This window comes from Polaromonas sp., assembly GCF_016185115.1.
Lineage (GTDB): Bacteria > Pseudomonadota > Gammaproteobacteria > Burkholderiales > Burkholderiaceae_C > Polaromonas.
In genome coordinates this window covers 353,959-371,416 of record NZ_JACPOF010000015.1, presented here as the reverse complement: position 1 = coordinate 371,416, position 17,458 = coordinate 353,959, and the positions used below count along the sequence as shown (strand labels likewise).

The window sequence follows — 17,458 nt, the reverse complement described above, 5'->3', positions numbered from 1 at the left end:
CGTGTATTCCTGGAAGTTACTCAACCCAAGTGGAGCTAGGCGAGGTGAAGCTCAAAGTGGGCCTCACCCTCACCTATATTCTTAAGCCCCGCCCTCTGGGCTGCCTCAAAAGCCTTTGGCCATCTGACTGCAAGACTAGCTATGTCGCTGCTCAGCTCAGCAGCATCGCAGTCACAAGCTTCCTTCCAGGCCATAAAGGTAGCGACGACTGCCTCAGATCCACCCAGGCTTTTGTCCAGTTCCTTGATGAACCGCATTTCGGCAGAAATCTTCTCGGCTGCTGGCATTGCTATGACGTGCTCAAGGCTCACTACATACGGCTTGGTATCCATTGAATTTCTCCTGCTCTAGTAACTGTATAAATATACAGTATTAAGGTTTAGAGGCAAATGGTCAACCCTCGACTGGTCGTGACTCACAGTCCCGTGGCTGCATAACTTCGTGCGCTTCAGAAAAGCTGAAATCGCCGCATAGAAGGATGAAAGCCGCCCGTCTTTTCCACTGAGCAAGCAGTTCGCCGCCGCTGTACTTCGGGTAAATAATGTTATTAAGAAGAGAAGCGAGTTTATATAGACAGTACAGCTCAACTAGATTGAAGAGCAGCTTATAGACCATCTTCATAAACGCTAATCAGTAAAAAATTACATCGTTACTTATCTCCTATGAACCATAGGAGAGTAATGAATGAATTCCGACGCTACACAGCAGCTCACTGCTGACGAGATATACCGGGCCATCGACCTGGAAAAGAACCTTGAGATCACTGAAGCCGAGCAGTTGGTGATCAAAAAGGATTTCGAAAACCATCGTCCAGCAGTAGAGCGTTTCGTGCACAAGGTGATTGCCTCAAGTAGTATGGGTTACGACATCAAGCCCAATGCAAAAGGTATATTAGCCGTCAAGGAACTGACCATTGGCCGTCAGTACTTCCCGCTTCTGAAGGCCTATTGTCAATCCTTCATCCCGGGCTACTATTTCAGCCCGCATGTCGAGCTGTTCTTTCAGTGCTGCAGGCACTTATGTGTTGGAGATTGGGCTTCTTTAAGACCAGATGAAAAGCTGAGCTCAGGCCTTTTGGTGGCCGAGATGTTCAACTGTCTGCTCGATGAGTTACGCAAGGGTGCTGCCAGAGACCAATTCAAGCGCAAACTACGCGCGATCGACGAAACATGCCAGCGGGGCTTCGAGAGTTGCAAGACGTATTTCAATGACCTGATAGCCTGCAGGAGAAGACTGCTGGTCCTGCGGGTGGACTTCTCCTACCTCAAGGAACATTCAGCCAGTGCGTCACCGGAAGAAATCGCAGGAGACTTGAAGCGGTTTCTTGATAGCAGACGATACGACCCTCTCTTTAAGACATTGTGGGGCTACATCTGGCGTCTGGAGTACGGCGAAGACAAGGGGTTGCACTACCACATGATCTTTTTCCTGAACGGTTCAAAGTCTCAACATGACGGCTGGCTGGCTCAGCAGTACGGTCTGCACTGGCAAAAGTGCTGTGCAAGTGGTCAAGGCATCTTTTTCAACTGCAACAGGAAAAAGAAGTCCTACTGCTATTTGGGTATCGGCATGATCAAACGCGACGATTACCTCAAGCGTTACTACTTCATAAGAAACGTCTTGAGTTATCTGGCAAAGAAAGATCAATACCTGTTATCCAAGGTGACGAAGAACATGCGCCGCTGGGGCCATGGGGAGCTTCCCGACAAACCAGATTCAGTTAGGCTCGGACGGCCGAGAGCTCACTGAGAGTGCGTGCAATAAGCCCCGAGAAGTAGGCTGCCGAGACAAAAGCCCAGGGGAAGAGTTTAGAGGGAAGCGTACGAATCTGGATCAAAATGATGAAGGACAGCAATGAGACCTTTCGACTTCTTCCGCCGGAAGGTGGCACTTCCGGTCAGAGTTGCGACGTCAGTCGCTTCAAGAGAGGCACCGTTTGACGAAACCCGCTGGTCGCCGCCTCAACGGCCGCCGGAGCGCAAAGGCAAACGCAAGACGGCAGAGGAGCGGGAGGTTGAGCGGACTAGCCTCGCAGCACACATGCGCGAACTGGCCGCAAAACGCATTGCGCGCGACTTCGCTCGTGCAGGGTCCATCGGCGTCACGCATTACATATGGCAGACCTGTGGCGCAGACTCTTGCGACGACTGCCTGGCATTAGCCGGCATGAAGTTTCGACTGGACACTAGGCCTGCACATGGTCATGCTGGAGAACCTGCTTGTAAAGATCGCGGGTATTGCAGATGCTGGCCCGAGTTCATCATCCCAGGTTTCAGCTGAAACCCCAGTTGCTTGCCTTGTAAAAATCATGACGGCAAAAAAAAAGCCGCTTTAACCCACCCGTCTCCGGGGCGGGCATCAAGCGGCTTGTGGTGATGTCAGTTGGTACAACCGGTGTCGTAAGAGCAATCGCGGACGCTCTGCAGCGAGACTAGGCCTGCAAGGTTCTTGGCCCACCACGCCCGCTCCGACGCAAGGTCTTTTTGAGCCAGTCTCATGATCGAGAAAATTTCATCGCCTCCCGAAACGCCCTGCTGCTTGTCGCCGAGAAGCATACGCATCCCCCTGATTCGGCTCTGCTCACCACGAATCTGGAAATAGTATTCAGCCGCAAAGGGCTCATTGGCTTCCAGCAATTCCTTGAAAGCTGCCAATGCTTTGTCTTTGCGGGCATCGACTTCTGCGAGATAGGCATTGGCCCCCTCCTTGCGCGAACTCAGGCGCCCCATTTCTTCCTGCTGCTCCTTCAGCACACTGGGCGGAATTGAAGATGGGTCTTGCCCTCCATACTGCCGGGAGAAGTTTTCCACCCGCTGTTCAGCCTGTCTGATCTGACTGTCGAAAGCCAGCTTGTTCAGTTTCACGACTTCGGCCAGGCTTTTCTCGGCAATGGAGATCGCCTGCTCCCTGGCTTCGCTCGCCATGGAACGGCTGAGGGTGCAGGTCGCCGTCACATACTTCTTGCCGTTGTCATCCGTGGGTACAGCCCATTTGAGGGAACGGCAATCCGCCCTGTCCTCCAGAATGACTCCATAAGTGGGCATGTTTTCATAATGACGGGATTGCTTGACTGCTTTGACCTCCGGATCGGTACAACCGGCCAGAAATGTCGACAAAACCACCAGACACAGTGGAACGATGGATTTCAGTAGATTCATGACTTTTCTTTCAAAACGTGTGTGGATGGAATGGGTGACAGCGGACCCATTCCGCTGTCCATGTACAAAAAAGCGGCCAGTGGCCGCGAAGAGTCGGAGTTGATGAACCTGACGCTGCCCGCATAACGGCCTGCAGGCGAGGCATGCAGATTCCGCCTCCAGGGGTTCACTCGGTCTTGGCAGGCTCAGCTACAGCGGGCCCGTTGTAGATCGCGAGATACATGATCAGCCCCCGCACCCCAACAAAGATCAGGAACATCGCCTGAACGGTGTAGAGCTCGGCCATCATGCAAATCAGGGACAGGATCGTCCCGCCCACCACCAGCATCCAGTTGAGCCTGGTGCTGCCGGCAAAGCCAGTCTTCTGGTGGGCCAGGTAGAGACGCACGCTCAACCCAAAACAGACACCAGCAGCTGCCCCAATAAGGACGAAGGCTTTTGTTGTGAACAGAAAGATCACGCCCAGCGCAGCGGCTGCCAGCATCACCAAGTGGAGTTTCTTGTTCAACGAGTCTGCGGGGCTAAGGACCGTCGCTGACGCTGGGGTTGATCCCACTTGCGCAATGGGAGTTGCAGCCGGCTTTTGAGGCGCACCGCATTCCGGGCAAGCCAAGGCGGTTTCGTGAATTTGTTTGCCGCAGCCGCGGCAATAGACCATGGTCATTTATTTCTCCTGTTTGTAGTAAAAATTGTTCAAATCAAATCGAGCCCAGCAGTGCTAGGCCAGCGATAGCGCAGACGATGAAAGCGGCAATCGACAGTCCATCGCGGGTGTGAGGACGGCTGACGTTGAACACGCCAAAAGACAGCCCCAGCATGAATACAAAGGCGGCGCCGATCAGGGTGTCTTTCTCCCAGACATCTGTGCCCAGAAGTCCGGCGAAGGCCAATGCACCCAGAACAATGCCGGCGATGGACACGCCAAGGCTGACTTTGTTGACAGGGGGCTTGGCTGGCGTTGGATTAATGACTGCCCCGCAGTGGGGACAGCTGACTGCGGTTTCGTGAAGGGCACCCCCGCAGCCCCTGCAATAAATCATGTTTTCTCCTCGTGTTGTATTTCCAATCCGTGGGTAAGCGAATTTGGTTTTTGATACTCAGGAATCCTTAGTGTAAATATACGACATATCTAAGACTATCTGAGCATGCCCCGCGGTATCTCTCGCTCAGAAGTTGATCCAGATCTACCGCTATTTGCGCGGCGATTGAAGGCTGCCCGCCTGAGTTCGGGCCTATCGCAGGAGCGACTAGGCGTTGCTGCTGGAGTGGACGAGTTTTCGGCGAGCGCGAGAATCAACCAATACGAGCGTGGCAAGCACACGCCTGACGTGTTGACTGCGGCTCATTTGGCGAAAGCTTTGGGAGTGCCCTTGGCATATTTCTGGGCTGTGGAAGAGGACCTCGCGAAGCTCGTACTCAGGTACGGTCAACTCAATGCCAAAGGACGAAAAGCCCTTCTGGCAACAGCTGATGAGCTGTCCCAACAGAAGTAGTCTGCTAGCTGCAGTTCGGGTTCGGTGCCTGCCCCCGCTCCACATAGCCCCAGAACCGAGCCTCAGCCTCGATCAATCGCTCGATCAAGACCTCATCGCGTTCGACTCTATAAAGCTGCACAGAACGCCCTCCAGCCAGTACAGCCAGATCCACCGCCTGCTGACCTGTCACCGCCTGCAGGTGTCCGATATCTACCTTCACGTGCTCAGGAACTCCACCCTGCCATAGCGACAGATCCTCTGAGGCGATCTGCAGGCAATGCAGCAGCCTCACCTCGGACGACTGGACCTCCCAGCGGATCGCTGCCCCCATCCAGGGGTGCTCGGAACTGCGCAGGGTTTTGGAAACCCGCTTGACCGGGTTTCCCGTCCGCTTGCTGTAGACCAGCGCCACCAGCGGCTCGATGAGGTCCCAGCTGCACTGACCGTGCTGGCCTGCAGGTGTCTGAGTCTGGATCAGCAAGCCCTGCTTCTCATGCCAGATGTCCAGCATGCTGCGCTTTGGATCCAACCCCATGATGGCAGCGGCCTCCGAACTGTAGATGCCGCGTTCAAAGTGGGGCTCGTTGGCCGATGCATCGCTGTCCTGATGTCTGCCGAGGGTGACGGTCAGACCGGTCGGGGCCGGTGTCCAGGTGTTGTCTGGATTGAGGTTGCGCATTGGAAATCCTTTCATGATTGGATGGGTGAAGTGGACTGCTGGGGGTTGTCTGCATGGAACAGCCGGACGTTGGCCCGCCAGTCCGCAGATTGCTCGGGCGCCAGATCCAGGAAATGGATCGGGCAGTCGTAGTAATAGGGGTGGCTGGATTCCTCCAGGCACTTGTAGCCCCAGCCCTCTGGACTGGATTCCAGCAAGTCGCAACGGATGAAGTTGATGGATTCGCCGGCTTTGAGTTGCAGGCAGCCGTCCTTGAGAGCCGTCAGGCACACCAGGGACCAGAGAACGTTGCCGACCAAGTGGTGTTCCAGCACTTTGGATTGGACGAGCTCGTTGCTGCTTTCTTCGGTCAGCATGGCGATCAATTGATCGCGGGTTTTGCGCGTAAATAACCAGCCCATGGGTAGACTCCTTTTGGATTGAATGAATGGATATGAATGAGGCGCACCGGCGGATCGGGCTGATCCACCGGTGCGTTGATGCGACTGGATCGAGCTCCGCCAGACTCAGGCCACAAGCTCAAGCGCCTGGCTCAGAGCCCGGTCCTTGATCTGCGCGCCCAATCCAAACCAGGCCGAGTCCATCCTCAAATCGGGACTTTTGGCGCGCCGCTCGTGGTCCACGAATTCCGTGACGGAATTCAGAATTCCCCAAGCCGTGCCTTTGGCTGCGGACAGATCAGCCCCGCGGCCTTGGCCATTGAAAAGATCCAGGATCTTCTTCAAAGACCGGCCATGTGAGGCCTGTGCGTTGGTGTTCACTGACATCTGAGCTAGGTCAGAAAGCTGCGGCAGGTGCAGCAGCTTGCGAAGGAAGGTCTCCGCTTCCGCGTTGTTGACCTTCCTCTGGCTGAGCGCCTTCATTCGGTCCATGAACTGGTCCCACTGCGACACAGCAATGCCCAGTCTGGATTTGACGATTTCGGGATCAAACACGGTGTTGTGTGGAACACGGACCGCACCACGGCTGTTGTTGATCGCCACCGCCAGTGTGTTGGCACAAACTACCCGCACGGTAGTGTGGGTAGCTGTCGTCGCGAGGGAGCCGTCGCAGGATGTCGCCAAAAGTATGTAACCGTCCACGCGGTCACCGCCCCTGAGGACCGTCTGCTTGCCGGTTTTGGCGAGCGCCCAGATTTTTCGGCCGCCTCGCAAGCAACCGGCAGTCGCGAGCTCGTATCCGGAGACCTGCATCAGATCGCGGTAGAACTCCAGCACGGCTTTGGGCTGTACCTGGACATACTTTTTGGAGACGACGGACAAGGCCTGGTGGTTGTCGCTGCGGTAAAGGACCTTCTTGTCGTCGAAGACGAGGATGGAGGAATCTGCGGATTTGCCCGGCTGGAACCGGACCGGGGCTTCGCACAGAGTCCAGTCCATCCCAGCCTTCTGGGCCCAGACCTCGATGGACTGTTTGGGGGGAAGCCGGCTACCTAGGGCGTGCCAGGGGGTTTCGCCAACATAGGCGGTGGAGGAAATTTCATGGGACATGTGAGTGTTTGCTTTCTGAAAGTACAGGCGTGACCGGGCCTCTGCGGAATTGCAGAAGCCTGGTGTTGCCGGGGGTTAAGGAGTTTGTGAAGTGAAGAGGCAGGCGCAGGGAAAGCTAGATGCGGGGCGCACCGCCTTCATCTGCATCCGGACGGGAGTCCGGACTAGGTGGATGGCTTGAATCCGGTCCAGCGCTGGCACTGGAATCCAGCGCCAAGTCTTGCGGTCCGAGTCCAAAGCCGAAAGCGGGCAGTCTGGACGGGAAGTCACCGTTTCCCTCGCCGCTGTCAGCCTCTTCGCCCCCTTCGTTTTCTTCGTCCAGGTCGACGTCGGTGGGGGGTTCACCGAATCGGGCAGGATAGAAACCTGGACCGCGCGGTCTGGCAAAGCCTGCTGCCTGCCGGGAGGCGGCTTCGAAGGGGGTGGGCCGCTGGACGTAGTCCATTCCAGCGCCGAACGGATGGCCGCACTGGCGACAGGTCTGGTTTTCTAATAAATGGGCGTCGACGAGTTCGCCCAGTCTGATCCCCACCAGGCACCCGGTTGTGGCACCAATGATGGCGCGCAGCGTGGCGGCAGCCAGTGAGATCAGGTCTGTCCGGAAATCTTCGATGTCCTCCGGGTAGTGGACATCGTCCATCCCTATCCTGTCGGTGCCCAGGATGCCGTACACACCGCAGGCCGCGCCGGCCACTGCCCCGAGAGCCCCGCCGATCTTTCGGGCGAGGTTCTTAGGGCGGCGGTCTTCGTGGTGGCAGTTGGGACAAATGCAGGCCATGGGTGGGGCCTGGGGCTGGGGATCGCGTTTGAAATATTTCAATAGATTCATCGGTGTGTTCCTTTGGATTGACGAACTCAGGTGGTGGGGACCGGTCCGAGTGAGCTGAGGGTGTTGAGGGCGCTGACGGCGTCAGCCCGTATATGTGCCGTGTAGCGCGCGAGTAAAAGTCCTGCGACAAGGCCGCCGAAAAATGCGAGGGAGAAGGCGGCAAGTGATTCCAGCGGGGAGGTGTTGACGATCATGGGTTCCTTGGTTGGTTGATGAGAGGTGGAGCGATCTGTGTTTGCGATACCTCAATGCCGGGGATAACCCAGGCCTTGGGAAGTCATGCGATTGGACAAGGCATGTGCGGCTTCCCGCCTGCCTTTGATGGTTTTGGTTTGATCACCTTGCAGCCAGGCGTGGCAGGTACCGAGCAGCTCCACCGCTTTGGCGAGTTGGACTTGAAGACCACTTACCTGGGCGCTCAGGCTGGTCATGGCTGCCTGGACGTCCTCGCCCAATCCTTCGAGTTTTCCGGCTTCGAAGGCTTGGGTTTTGAGGATGTCCTGACTGTTGGCGTAGTCGAGGTTCTCCTGCTGGAGGTCATGGGCGGTTTCGGCGAGCGAGGCGATCAGGCCGTCGCCAGCCACGAACGCCCTGCGCTCGATCTCGTCGTGGGTGAGGTAAAGGGGATACAGCAAATTTGGACTCCTTGTTTTGGGTTGAAGTTGAGGTGTGTGTGCCGGGCACGGGATGGCCTCGTGCCCGCCCTCTGTCACAGGGCTGGCGCTGATGTCATCTGTGTTGGCTGGACCGCACCCACACAACGGGCTGTTTGTCACGGCGATGCATGGGATCGCACAGTGCAGCACCGCCGGGCGCTCTCGGGTTGTCGGTCAGCAGTGCGCCAACTAGGAGGCAGCCGAAGCCATCCTTCATGGCGCAGCCGTCGCACACACCGGCTTCGCCGCCCTTCTGTGCAAGAAAGCGCTCGCCGTCTAGCTGAACGCTGTTCTCGTCACTTGAGAATGTGACGCGGCTCATTCACTCATCTTCCGTGATTGCAGCAACAACCGATTTGAAGCGGCTGATGTGAAACTCGCACTCACAGGTGATGTGCCCGTCATGGCGCACTTTCACCTGATTCGGACCCATCGGAGGGCCCTTGCGGTACAGGTCCATGCTGTAGTGCTCACCGCCACGCGTGCCGTGCGCTTTCTCGAAGCCTATGCCTTCGAGCATGGCGACATGCTGGCGTAGTGTGTCGTGCCTCGTCTCATACTCGGCCAGCAGGTTGCGCATCTTTGTCGCCACCTCAACAGCCTCGGGGTTCTTGAGCACGCGCTTGAGCACAGCTTTGATGATGCGGTCTGCATCGTGCGTTGCGTCAAAGGTTGCGTTGTAACTCCCGCCATGCACATCGCCGGGGCTGACGCGGATACCGTGCCTGCCCTCGATGGCGGAGACGAATGCGCTGATGCGGTTCTCTTTGTTCCAGTTGCCGCCAGTCAGACTGAAGGAAAGGCCTTCAGGCGTCGTCACCCTGGCAGTAATCCAGTTTGCGTTGTCCTCAATGTGAACCGGTTTTGCGGTCCACAGGCCTTGCTTTACGCCTGCCGCCACAACCTCATGCAGCTTTGCGATGGATGCGGCCTTGTCCGCATCGCGCTTGTTCAAGTTCATGTCATTTCCCTTCAGGAAAAAGAAACCCCGCCGAAGCGGGGTGTTTGATGGGTGAATCTGTTGACTTAGTAGCAGTCGGAGTCAAAGGGTCGACCTCGCAGCGTAGAAACCATCCGGATCTACGTTACGTAGAGCTTTGAGGTGTCCAAGCCTTTCGCTTGGCGGGCTGTGCGGATGAGGTCGGTGAGGATCAAACCGAAGGTGGAGGCTTGAGACTCTTTGGGGAAATCAGCAACGATTTCAATATGGCCGCCGATGTCAAGGTGTAATGCGACCGACCAGAACTGGGGCTGGGTGCCCTCCGGGTGTTCGTTGGTCTCGAAGCGTTGGATACAGTCATCCCCTTCTATACAGCCAAACACTTCGACGGCGTCGTAGTGGTGCAGGGGCATCTGGGGATTGGTCAGGTCAAACGGGGCGGTTGCAGTCGAGGCAGTGCCGGGGCGATAGCGTGCTTGGGGTCTGAGGATGGTGGCGCCGTCCGGGAGGCGGTGCTGCTCCAGGCCCAAACCGTCCAGCAAGCATTGATGCTGCTGCTCGGTCAGCCGAAAATGGTTGCTGGCCCAGCAGGCCGCTCCCACGACGGCGTTTGTCACCAGCCCTCTCGGGTTCAGCCGCCAGCATATGTCGCGGTCGAAAGTGACCAGCCCGGCGCCTTCGTTGGGTGGCGTGTAGGGCTGGAACTTGCGGGAATAGATGGTGGAAATCGGGGTTGGCATGAATGTCTCCGATGGAGGCGACCGACTAGGGTGCCTAGTTAGAAAGGCGCCCATTCCTCGCAGCATGTCCACCATGAAGGCGGCATAAAAAAACCGGCTTGCCTATTCGGGCAGCCGGTTGGGTTGTGAGGAGTAATTAGACGCGGTGTATTTTGATCAGATTATTCGTCTGATCACAATGGGCATATGTGACTGAAAAATTCTGGAATACTTTTGGTGCATCTGACCTAACCCCAGAATTGCCGAAATTCAGCGCTGTCAAAGTAAATATGAAGCGCTGATTCGATCCTTCACGAGTATGAGTTCCAGTTTATGGTTCCGTTGACATTCAAAACATTGCTGCGCAGATTTTTGAGGTCCGACACCAAGATGTCGGAATCACCGTTCACCAACGAGAACATGATGACGTAGCGCATTTTTCCCTTGACCTCTATCCGCGAAATAAAGAAGTACCCTGGCTTTCCTTGGAAGGTCGTCGCCTTCGAAGTAGCGAAGCCCCGTCCGCCGTCGTGATTCAAGTAGTTCTGTATGTTCCGGACAGCTTCCTCATTGGAGGGCGGGCCTGAGTCAGGTTTTTTCAGTTTGGGATTGGCAGAAAAATTGATTGATTTGCTCATCGCATCATCCTCACTTGTTGGTTAAAAATGAAATGATGCGTGAAATGGACGGATCGCTCAACGCCCATATTTAGAAGCCGATTCGGAGAGCGTTACGTGGCCTATTCCAACTGCGTCCAACAACGTCCAACGACATCCGATGGCCAGAATCTGCACAAGTCAGATTGTTTTTCCAACGTCTCGAAAAAACCACTGCCTGTCAGCTTTTGATAGATGTTTTAAGGTCCAAACGCAAAAAAAGGGCACGCCGACAACGTGCCATCATTTCGAAGTCTAGGCTACTGCAAATGTCTTCGCTACCGACGAATCGGAGGCCTTAGACGCAAATCTAGCTTTTGCATGCGGACTTGGTGAAAGAACTACAGATCAAAAAAACCGAAATCCTGCTGAGCCTTCAGAAAGAAAACTCAGGGTTCGGTGCATTTTTCCTTGTCAGCGCAAGGACGCCAGAGATCGAATCATTTCGTCGAAAGCATTTGTACGCGACGCCATCAAGCGCAGATCAAGTCCTCTTGAGCTGCTCAAGTTCAACTGGTGATAACTGCAAAGGGGCAACTGCCGATTGTTCGCGAATCTTCTATCCGGTCCGCCATCATTCCGGACATACTGCCATGTGTGGCCGATGATGGTGGCATCCGAGGGAACAATTCCATCCTCCACAAATCTTGTCGTCTGGGCTTGGGCATCCAGTTCTTTGTAGGAAATTGAACCGACCTGCTTGCCCTCGAAAGCCAGAATCCGGTCGGGGAAGAACGCCAACGTCTTTTTGCTGCCCTTTAACATCGGAATCTCAATATTCGTAACGATCCCGGGAACCTGTCCAATCGAAAAACTGGCAGGCTTCAATTGCAATCCCGCGGTTGCCCCTGCGGTGTACCTCTTGTCGGCGTACTGCGACGTTGCAGCGATCCCGGAGAGCCTGTGGGTTGTCGACACCTGCAGTATTGCAGACGCTAAACGACTGAACAAATCGCTGTTAGGCTGATCCAGCTCAAAAAAGAGGACTGTCAGCTTTCTCAGTTGATCTCGCCAATAGACCCAGTAAATCAGGCCACCCAGCGCGGCGAAGAACAGGACATGAACAATTTCATACCAGTTTCTGGTCAAAGATTTCCCCCAGATAAACAGAAAAATGCTGCCGGCTGCCACCCAAGGCCAGCGCGGCATGAACTGGTTCTGTTCATTGAGGGTTTTGACCAGTTCATCACCGCTGGAGTCTGTCAATTCCAGCACGTTTTTCACGTCATGCTCAACAGAGGCAAGGACATTTCCATTCGGAACTACGGGAAGGCTGGGCTGCAGGGGAGTGGTTTGATTTTGCGGTTGTGCGAGGGGCTGTGAACTCCGCGAAGACTTACCTCGCAGACTTTGGCGATATCGAAAGCCGCCTGCCCCTCCGCTGATGTAGGCTCCGCGAGGACCAGTTCCTATCCGCAGACCGGGAATCCCGACCGAAACGCCTATGCCACTGCCAGAAAAATTGAACCTTACCGCCCCGAACTTGATGCTTTTAGAGTAACTCAGTCCCATAAACGTCCTCTCCTGTCAGTCCTAATTTGCAATACCCTTGTCCGCGTCAGCCTGTGCCAAACGTTGCGCGGCGCGTCGCAGCTCGTCCAGATTCTGCGTGTAGGCACTTTGAACCTGCAATCTCAAAGCCTGGAGCGCTTCGGGCGCTGCGGACAGTGCGGCCTCCAGTGCCCGGCGCCTGACGTAGATTGCTGAGCGAACCTTCGCCTTGTCTGCATCCGTGACTGCTCGGCGGGGATCGAAGTGGAAGCCTTTCTCGACCTGGTTTTTCCAGTCGACTACAGAACGGGTCAGCACGTCACCGAAGCCCTTGACCATGGACACGCGCGAGTACGAGACGTCCGCAGCTGTTTCGATACCAAAGGATCTCAGCGCTGCCTTCTTTGCCCCGCCAACGCCATGAATGGTGGCCTTCTCTATGAAATGCCGCTCGAGATATTGCTTCTTCTGTCGCTTCTCCGCAGTTGCATCCAGCTTTTCGATCTCTGACTTTTCCCGGGCATCCAGCCCCTCATATTCCCTTTTAATATCAGCAAGCTCTTTTTTCTTGTTCGCGAATGCGGTGCGGTGAGCATCACCCTGCGCCCTCGAAAATATCGCGTCATACGCACTTTTGGCAGTGTTGCGGGCATCATCTCGACGCCGTTTCTCAGCCTGCAGGGGGCCTTTGTCCTCCACACCCACAACGACCCAGGCTATCCAGGTCAATACGGCGATGGGCAGCCAGGCTTTGGGCCAAGCCAAAAAGATCCCGACGCCGATCAGAATGACGGCAAACTTCCACCAATACTTGCTGACGCTGGGAATAAGGTGATCCGGCAATGGCACTGCGATCACTGAAAAGTCTGCAGCTTTGGGAATCGCCTGCTGCAGTATCAGGTTGACCGACTCAATGGCCGCCCAAGTTCTGGCCAGCGAGAAGTTCGAAGCCGGAGCCGTGAATGCGCCGCCCAGATCGATGAAATGCACAATACCTGCCTCATCGAGGGCACACCAGGGGCAGGAGCTCAGACTGGTCGGGAAAACGTGCATTTTGGACTGGGCACAGCGCTTCAAACGGGCGCGGGCGTCGTCAAGTACCTTCAGCCATTGTTCAGCACCCGGCCTTTGACCCTTCGCCCCCGGCTCCGTGAATGCAGTCACAAACATCTGTTGAACTTCAGCGCTGACCAGGCTCAACGGAATTGCATTGGGCGGCGGTGAGGTCCCCCTATTCTTGGCATCGGGAGCATAGGCATAGCGAAATGCCTTGATGTCTTCCTCCAGGGAATCCCCAACGCCATTGCGCAAGGGGCGACCGGCATAAGGGTGTCGTCCGCCGAAAAGCAGATGAAAAACCAGCAATGCCAAACCAAAGTTGTCGTGGTTGGTGGTGCGCTGGGTGCGGTCAAACAGAGTACTGCCCTGCAATTCTGGTGGGGTGAAATGCGACACGCCAACTTCACAGAGATGCAGGGTGCCTTTTTCATTCACCTGGTATGAATCGCAATCGATCAGCATGACCTTGCTGTCATGCCCCACCATTACATTGCCCTGATTGACGTCACCCAGCACATGGTGGTGTTTGTGCAGGGTCTCGAATGCGGCCGCTGTATTCCTAGCGGTGTAGAGCAGGAAATCCCAAGCCGCTTTCGGAAAATCCTGTTTCCGCTGGGCCGGGCCGTACAAGGTGTGAATAGGCACCTTGGCATTGACCTTGGGCATGAAGAACCCGACGACGGGACCTCCTTTGGTCAGGTGCAGGGTGTCTTTTGGCCAGGCGCAGTATTCGAACAGGGAGGCTGTGGCATTGGCAGCCATGAAACCGAGCTTGGCCTGCTTTTTCGCGTTGGGAGGCTGGTGATAGAGCTTCGCTACGAAGTTAGCATGATCGGAGATATCAAAGACAGCACCTTCCCCTCCCCGTCCGAGTTGCTGACTGAGCTGGATCAGTTCATGACGGCCAGTGAAGTAGTTTTTCACACGGATTCCAGCCGAACTGCCAGCGCCAGTGTTTTGTCATCGTCTGTTCTGGCGTTAACTGGCTCACTGCCAAGATATGAGGCGAGGGCCTCGCCCAACTGCTCTGTTTGATCTTCGCTGGATTTGGAAAGCACATCGAAAAAAGGTTTGAAGAACGGTTCGTGCGGCGTGTTCTCCGTCATGTTCAGAGCAAGCCTTTGAACGCCATCGGTAAAGGCCGCTATCTTTCCTGCAGCCTTGTTGATGAGCCTTGTGGTGACAAGGGAAAGCGCGTTTTCATCAGTCACAAAATTCGTCATGTTGGCGTATTCGCCATTCATGGGAATGACCGCGAGTTCAAGCCCATCGCCAACGTCCATGACGATCCCCCCGTCGCCTATCTGCATCACAAGAGTCGCGTCGGGAATCGCAACCACCCCCAGAAAAGTACAGGCGAAGTCTCTGGGGACCTTTTGCTGAGCCCAAGCCTCTGCCTGGATCGTTTCCCGCACGGTTTCCACGCAGCGACCAGCCAGCTCTTCGTTCAGAACAAAACCAGGTGTCGCCAGCTCATCACATGCAAGTTTGACGGCGCTCTGAATGGCCAGGCGCGCGCCTTCCCCGCCATTGCTCGCACTTCCAGCACCATCGGCAACAAACACCACCAGGGCTGACCGGCCATCTGCCAGCGAGATCTCAAACGCCCAACAGTCGTCCTGGCATTCTTGAGATCTTGCTATGTGGGACGTTCCGATGACTGATGCCGAAACTACCGTCCAACTCACACAGAAGCCCAGCCAGTTGGCGCAGCAAGGGGCACATCGGTACCTGGCGTGGATTGGGATACGGATTTCAGTGACGAGGAGAGCCAGCTGAAGAGTTCGCGAAACTTCAGCGCATCGAGAGACAGCGGCTCCCGAACGCTGATTTGCCTCAGAATTTCCATATTGGCGCCCTTGACGCCAATTGCAAAGAAAGCAAATGACTTGTTGGCCTCCCCTTCCCTGATGGCTGCGGCCGCAGACTGCCACTCATCGGTTGGCCCGCCATCGGTGATCATGAAGATCCATGGCCTGTAATAGGGAACCGCATTATTTCGGTATTCAGCTTTTCGCTGATCGACCATCTCGATGGCCAGCCGGATGGCACTGCCCATCGGAGTATCACCTTGGGCAGTCAACGTCGGTGGATAGAAATTTTCAGCCCCCGTGAAAGGCAACTCGGCCTTGACCGGTCCGAAAGTCACGATGCCCACTTCCACGCGCTTCATGGCCAGCGCGTCAGTGGCGAGTTCATCCTTAAATGTAGATAGACCGAGATTCAGCTCCATCAGTGCAGCGCCCTGCATGGATCCCGACACGTCCAGCAAAAGCAGGCACGGGCAGCGCGGCTCCGGGTTGTCTGCGAAATTGGTGGATCCAAAGGTGATTTGTTCTGTCATGACTTCCCTCTAGTTGATCGACTGCAGATATATTTCTTATGTTGCAAGATGTATCTTGCCATAAATGATCAAGTTAAAGAGGGGGCGATATGGAGGCAATTGGGGGCTTGCTGGCGATACTCGGGTTGGTATCGCTTTTCACCAGTAGCTACGGCGGCGGCAAACCAGACCGAAGGACCCGGACGGGATACAGAGGCAACGTGCTGCCGACCTACGTCCCTCTGAACTCCCGGCTTCGATTTACCGGCATATGCTGGCTAGGCTCTGCATTGTGCTTCTGGCCTTTCTACGTCTTGCAATTAGCCGCAATGGGGGCTCTGGCTTTCATCATCTGGGTCTTATACCCAACCTTTCATGCCAAATACCAGCCTGGCATAAAAACCGAATCAGGCGTGCTCATTGCGCGATTGGCCGCCTGTTTGATGCTGGGAATACTTCTTCCCCTTTCCCTGTTTCAACTTATTCTGCCGCAAGGCAAAGCACTTCTAGATGCAGTTCAAAGTGGAGCGGCTGTATCTCCCCAGCCGGTGACGTTGCCCGCCACACCGGCCAAAGTCCCGCCTAAGCCTCCAGTTGTAGAACAGGTCCAGACGGCGTTGCCTCCCATACCAAGTACATCTGAAGTTTTCAAGAACCGAACCACATTCAGCGAAAAGACCGAGACTCTGCCTGCTACCCCTAGCGCGATAGCAATACAGCGCACCGAGCCGGCACAAGTAGCATCACCCGCCAATACTCCCGTTGTTAACAGCAAACCTGCAGAACAACCATTCGAAGACAGTCGTTTCAAGGGAAACTAGTTGCCATATGTCGAGTACTTACCTGCCTCGCTGAAGCAATCAGTTGTGCGCCGCCTGACCTTGCACTTCAGGGCCGCAGTACCTTTCCATGCAACGGCCCCTCAAAAGGCAGACTGCTTAGTCCGAATGCAGCTGGCGTTCTAACGGTCACGCTTCGCGGATGCATGTAACCCAGCTAGATGTGTTTGGGTTTCTTCACGCTTTTCAGCCTCAAGCTGGGAAAGCGCGAGTATGCCTTCAAGTAAAGAGTTAGTTATAGGCCCCAGCTTCTTTAATTGCTCAGTTATCCATGTACGCGAATTGGGATAGACAAACGCGATGATGACGATCCCGATTAAACCGATCTTGAATTTCGCGGGTAGCTTTTCCACGATATTCTTAATTGCACCCAATAGCTTCAAAAAGCCACCAATTGCAATCGCTCCTACGAAATATCCAGAGACCCTTATGCCCACCGATATCACTGCTGCTCTCGCGTAACTTCTAGTGGCCAACACGAAATCCAGTGTAAGACGGTTACCCCCCATCCGATCAATGTCGCCGTCTTTGCTGAGGATGCCTGTGGCATTCAGGGCATTCTGCAAGTCAATGTATGGCAAATCTTTTGGATCGTCTGTGTGGGAGAAATCTTTGGGTATCGAATCATATTCTTCATCCCAGTTGATGAGAACCTTATAGCGTTCCCATGCTGCCCACAAATCGCTCTCAGAGATCCTTCGCCTCCGGGCCACTTGTTGGAAAGCCGAGGACAATTCTGTCTCCAGCCATCTCGGCGCAAAGATCTCAAGCACGCTGGATTGTGCAAGTTCCTCCAACGCAGTACTGCCTCTACCCGGATACTTGATTTTCTGAAGCAGATCGCTGACAACAAAGTTGACGTCAATGACGACTCTTAAGCGTACAAATTGTTCTATGGATGAAAGAAACTCCCGGTGCCTATCTAAAAGAGCCCGGAGCAGTTTGATATTTCCAGTGTCGACACGCCACTTCTGAGTCATATAACCGGTAGTCTTTCTGCTGGCTTGTAAGGTATCAGAACGAAATCGTGACGATTTATGTGAGCCCTGAAGAACATGTGGAGAGCATGCACTGCACTCATCAGATGCCCTTATCCGTGGCCTATCGAATGTTCGTAAGATTGCCTAAAAAAAAGAACTTCGGG

The 17,458-nt window shown here is 55.0% G+C and carries 22 protein-coding genes and 1 pseudogene; 3 read left to right on the top strand and 20 right to left on the bottom strand.

Going from position 1 to position 17,458, the window contains the following annotated elements; translation table 11 throughout:
- Positions 1-35: 35 nt before the first annotated feature.
- Positions 36-332 (bottom strand): hypothetical protein, encoded by a 297-nt coding sequence (locus tag HYX42_RS08250; protein WP_293401713.1) that lies wholly within the window; start codon positions 330-332, stop codon positions 36-38.
- A gap of 352 nt (positions 333-684) precedes the next feature.
- Between HYX42_RS08250 and HYX42_RS08245 the strand changes: the two genes are divergently transcribed.
- Positions 685-1,749, top strand: coding sequence for an inovirus-type Gp2 protein (locus tag HYX42_RS08245; protein ID WP_293401711.1), 1,065 nt, complete (start codon positions 685-687; stop codon positions 1,747-1,749).
- A 629-nt stretch (positions 1,750-2,378) separates the two neighbouring features.
- On the opposite strand, the gene HYX42_RS08240 is transcribed toward HYX42_RS08245, so the two are convergent.
- The 3 genes from HYX42_RS08240 to HYX42_RS08230 form a co-directional block, all read right to left on the bottom strand.
- Complete coding sequence (locus HYX42_RS08240) at positions 2,379-3,158, bottom strand: hypothetical protein (protein WP_293401709.1); 780 nt, start codon at positions 3,156-3,158, stop codon at positions 2,379-2,381.
- 166 nt (positions 3,159-3,324) lie between these two features.
- Entirely contained in the window at positions 3,325-3,822 is a 498-nt protein-coding gene (locus HYX42_RS08235) for a hypothetical protein (protein ID WP_293401707.1), read from the bottom strand.
- Positions 3,823-3,856: 34 nt separating this feature from the next.
- On the bottom strand, positions 3,857-4,078 hold the full coding sequence (locus HYX42_RS08230) for a hypothetical protein (protein ID WP_293401705.1): 222 nt from the start codon (positions 4,076-4,078) through the stop codon (positions 3,857-3,859).
- Between the two features lie 225 nt (positions 4,079-4,303).
- On the opposite strand from HYX42_RS08230, the gene HYX42_RS08225 reads away from it, so the two are divergent.
- A complete protein-coding gene (locus tag HYX42_RS08225) occupies positions 4,304-4,651 on the top strand; it encodes a helix-turn-helix transcriptional regulator (protein WP_293401703.1) in 348 nt (115 codons plus the stop codon).
- 4 nt (positions 4,652-4,655) lie between these two features.
- Here the strand turns inward: HYX42_RS08225 and HYX42_RS08220 are convergent, their stop codons facing one another.
- The 15 genes and pseudogenes from HYX42_RS08220 to HYX42_RS08155 form a co-directional block, all read right to left on the bottom strand.
- On the bottom strand, positions 4,656-5,327 hold the full coding sequence (locus HYX42_RS08220; RefSeq protein WP_293401701.1) for a YqaJ viral recombinase family protein: 672 nt from the start codon (positions 5,325-5,327) through the stop codon (positions 4,656-4,658).
- Entirely contained in the window at positions 5,324-5,713 is a 390-nt protein-coding gene (locus tag HYX42_RS08215) for a hypothetical protein (RefSeq protein ID WP_293401699.1), read from the bottom strand. The genes HYX42_RS08220 and HYX42_RS08215 overlap by 4 nt, the downstream gene beginning before the upstream one ends.
- A gap of 105 nt (positions 5,714-5,818) precedes the next feature.
- On the bottom strand, positions 5,819-6,802 hold the full coding sequence (locus tag HYX42_RS08210) for a DUF932 domain-containing protein (protein ID WP_293401697.1): 984 nt from the start codon (positions 6,800-6,802) through the stop codon (positions 5,819-5,821).
- Positions 6,803-6,917: 115 nt separating this feature from the next.
- Positions 6,918-7,631: a hypothetical protein gene (locus tag HYX42_RS08205; RefSeq protein ID WP_293401695.1), complete on the bottom strand. Its 714-nt coding sequence runs from the start codon at positions 7,629-7,631 to the stop codon at positions 6,918-6,920.
- A gap of 26 nt (positions 7,632-7,657) precedes the next feature.
- A complete protein-coding gene (locus HYX42_RS08200; RefSeq protein WP_293401693.1) occupies positions 7,658-7,825 on the bottom strand; it encodes a hypothetical protein in 168 nt (55 codons plus the stop codon).
- Positions 7,826-7,876: 51 nt separating this feature from the next.
- Positions 7,877-8,266 carry a hypothetical protein gene (locus HYX42_RS08195; RefSeq protein ID WP_293401691.1) on the bottom strand — a complete coding sequence of 130 codons (390 nt, stop codon included), beginning with the start codon at positions 8,264-8,266 and terminating at the stop codon, positions 7,877-7,879.
- Between the two features lie 94 nt (positions 8,267-8,360).
- The gene (locus HYX42_RS08190; RefSeq protein ID WP_293401689.1) at positions 8,361-8,609 is read right to left on the bottom strand and encodes a hypothetical protein; all 249 of its coding nucleotides are present in this window, start codon (positions 8,607-8,609) and stop codon (positions 8,361-8,363) included.
- Positions 8,610-9,248, bottom strand: coding sequence for a hypothetical protein (locus tag HYX42_RS08185; RefSeq protein ID WP_293401687.1), 639 nt, complete (start codon positions 9,246-9,248; stop codon positions 8,610-8,612).
- A 119-nt stretch (positions 9,249-9,367) separates the two neighbouring features.
- Entirely contained in the window at positions 9,368-9,967 is a 600-nt protein-coding gene (locus HYX42_RS08180; protein WP_293401685.1) for a hypothetical protein, read from the bottom strand.
- 290 nt (positions 9,968-10,257) lie between these two features.
- A complete protein-coding gene (locus HYX42_RS08175) occupies positions 10,258-10,584 on the bottom strand; it encodes a hypothetical protein (protein WP_293401683.1) in 327 nt (108 codons plus the stop codon).
- A gap of 432 nt (positions 10,585-11,016) precedes the next feature.
- Positions 11,017-11,826, bottom strand: coding sequence for a hypothetical protein (locus HYX42_RS08170; RefSeq protein ID WP_293401681.1), 810 nt, complete (start codon positions 11,824-11,826; stop codon positions 11,017-11,019).
- A gap of 141 nt (positions 11,827-11,967) precedes the next feature.
- Positions 11,968-12,114 (bottom strand): annotated as a pseudogene (locus HYX42_RS23220) (DUF4236 domain-containing protein); the annotation flags it as partial.
- A 21-nt stretch (positions 12,115-12,135) separates the two neighbouring features.
- Positions 12,136-14,076 carry a helix-hairpin-helix domain-containing protein gene (locus tag HYX42_RS08165; protein ID WP_293401679.1) on the bottom strand — a complete coding sequence of 647 codons (1,941 nt, stop codon included), beginning with the start codon at positions 14,074-14,076 and terminating at the stop codon, positions 12,136-12,138.
- A complete protein-coding gene (locus HYX42_RS08160) occupies positions 14,073-14,840 on the bottom strand; it encodes a PP2C family serine/threonine-protein phosphatase (protein WP_293401677.1) in 768 nt (255 codons plus the stop codon). Before HYX42_RS08160 ends, HYX42_RS08165 begins: the two co-directional genes overlap by 4 nt.
- Entirely contained in the window at positions 14,837-15,496 is a 660-nt protein-coding gene (locus tag HYX42_RS08155; RefSeq protein ID WP_293401675.1) for a VWA domain-containing protein, read from the bottom strand. Before HYX42_RS08155 ends, HYX42_RS08160 begins: the two co-directional genes overlap by 4 nt.
- A gap of 200 nt (positions 15,497-15,696) precedes the next feature.
- Between HYX42_RS08155 and HYX42_RS08150 the strand changes: the two genes are divergently transcribed.
- Positions 15,697-16,296: a hypothetical protein gene (locus HYX42_RS08150; RefSeq protein WP_293401673.1), complete on the top strand. Its 600-nt coding sequence runs from the start codon at positions 15,697-15,699 to the stop codon at positions 16,294-16,296.
- Positions 16,297-16,436: 140 nt separating this feature from the next.
- Here the strand turns inward: HYX42_RS08150 and HYX42_RS08145 are convergent, their stop codons facing one another.
- Positions 16,437-17,294: a hypothetical protein gene (locus tag HYX42_RS08145; protein WP_293401671.1), complete on the bottom strand. Its 858-nt coding sequence runs from the start codon at positions 17,292-17,294 to the stop codon at positions 16,437-16,439.
- Between the last annotated feature and the right edge of the window lie 164 nt (positions 17,295-17,458).

Excerpts from the sequence above, each read along its gene's own strand:
- HYX42_RS08250 (WP_293401713.1), bottom strand. The coding sequence starts at position 332 with ATGGATACCAAGCCGTATGTAGTGAGCCTTGAGCACGTCATAGCAATG.
- HYX42_RS08245 (WP_293401711.1), top strand. The coding sequence starts at position 685 with ATGAATTCCGACGCTACACAGCAGCTCACTGCTGACGAGATATACCGG.
- HYX42_RS08240 (WP_293401709.1), bottom strand. The coding sequence starts at position 3,158 with ATGAATCTACTGAAATCCATCGTTCCACTGTGTCTGGTGGTTTTGTCG.
- HYX42_RS08235 (WP_293401707.1), bottom strand. The coding sequence starts at position 3,822 with ATGACCATGGTCTATTGCCGCGGCTGCGGCAAACAAATTCACGAAACC.
- HYX42_RS08225 (WP_293401703.1), top strand. The coding sequence starts at position 4,304 with ATGCCCCGCGGTATCTCTCGCTCAGAAGTTGATCCAGATCTACCGCTA.
- HYX42_RS08220 (WP_293401701.1), bottom strand. The coding sequence starts at position 5,327 with ATGAAAGGATTTCCAATGCGCAACCTCAATCCAGACAACACCTGGACA.
- HYX42_RS08215 (WP_293401699.1), bottom strand. The coding sequence starts at position 5,713 with ATGGGCTGGTTATTTACGCGCAAAACCCGCGATCAATTGATCGCCATG.
- HYX42_RS08210 (WP_293401697.1), bottom strand. The coding sequence starts at position 6,802 with ATGTCCCATGAAATTTCCTCCACCGCCTATGTTGGCGAAACCCCCTGG.
- HYX42_RS08205 (WP_293401695.1), bottom strand. The coding sequence starts at position 7,631 with ATGAATCTATTGAAATATTTCAAACGCGATCCCCAGCCCCAGGCCCCA.
- HYX42_RS08200 (WP_293401693.1), bottom strand. The coding sequence starts at position 7,825 with ATGATCGTCAACACCTCCCCGCTGGAATCACTTGCCGCCTTCTCCCTC.
- HYX42_RS08190 (WP_293401689.1), bottom strand. The coding sequence starts at position 8,609 with ATGAGCCGCGTCACATTCTCAAGTGACGAGAACAGCGTTCAGCTAGAC.
- HYX42_RS08185 (WP_293401687.1), bottom strand. The coding sequence starts at position 9,248 with ATGAACTTGAACAAGCGCGATGCGGACAAGGCCGCATCCATCGCAAAG.
- HYX42_RS08180 (WP_293401685.1), bottom strand. The coding sequence starts at position 9,967 with ATGCCAACCCCGATTTCCACCATCTATTCCCGCAAGTTCCAGCCCTAC.
- HYX42_RS08175 (WP_293401683.1), bottom strand. The coding sequence starts at position 10,584 with ATGAGCAAATCAATCAATTTTTCTGCCAATCCCAAACTGAAAAAACCT.
- HYX42_RS08155 (WP_293401675.1), bottom strand. The coding sequence starts at position 15,496 with ATGACAGAACAAATCACCTTTGGATCCACCAATTTCGCAGACAACCCG.
- HYX42_RS08145 (WP_293401671.1), bottom strand. The coding sequence starts at position 17,294 with ATGACTCAGAAGTGGCGTGTCGACACTGGAAATATCAAACTGCTCCGG.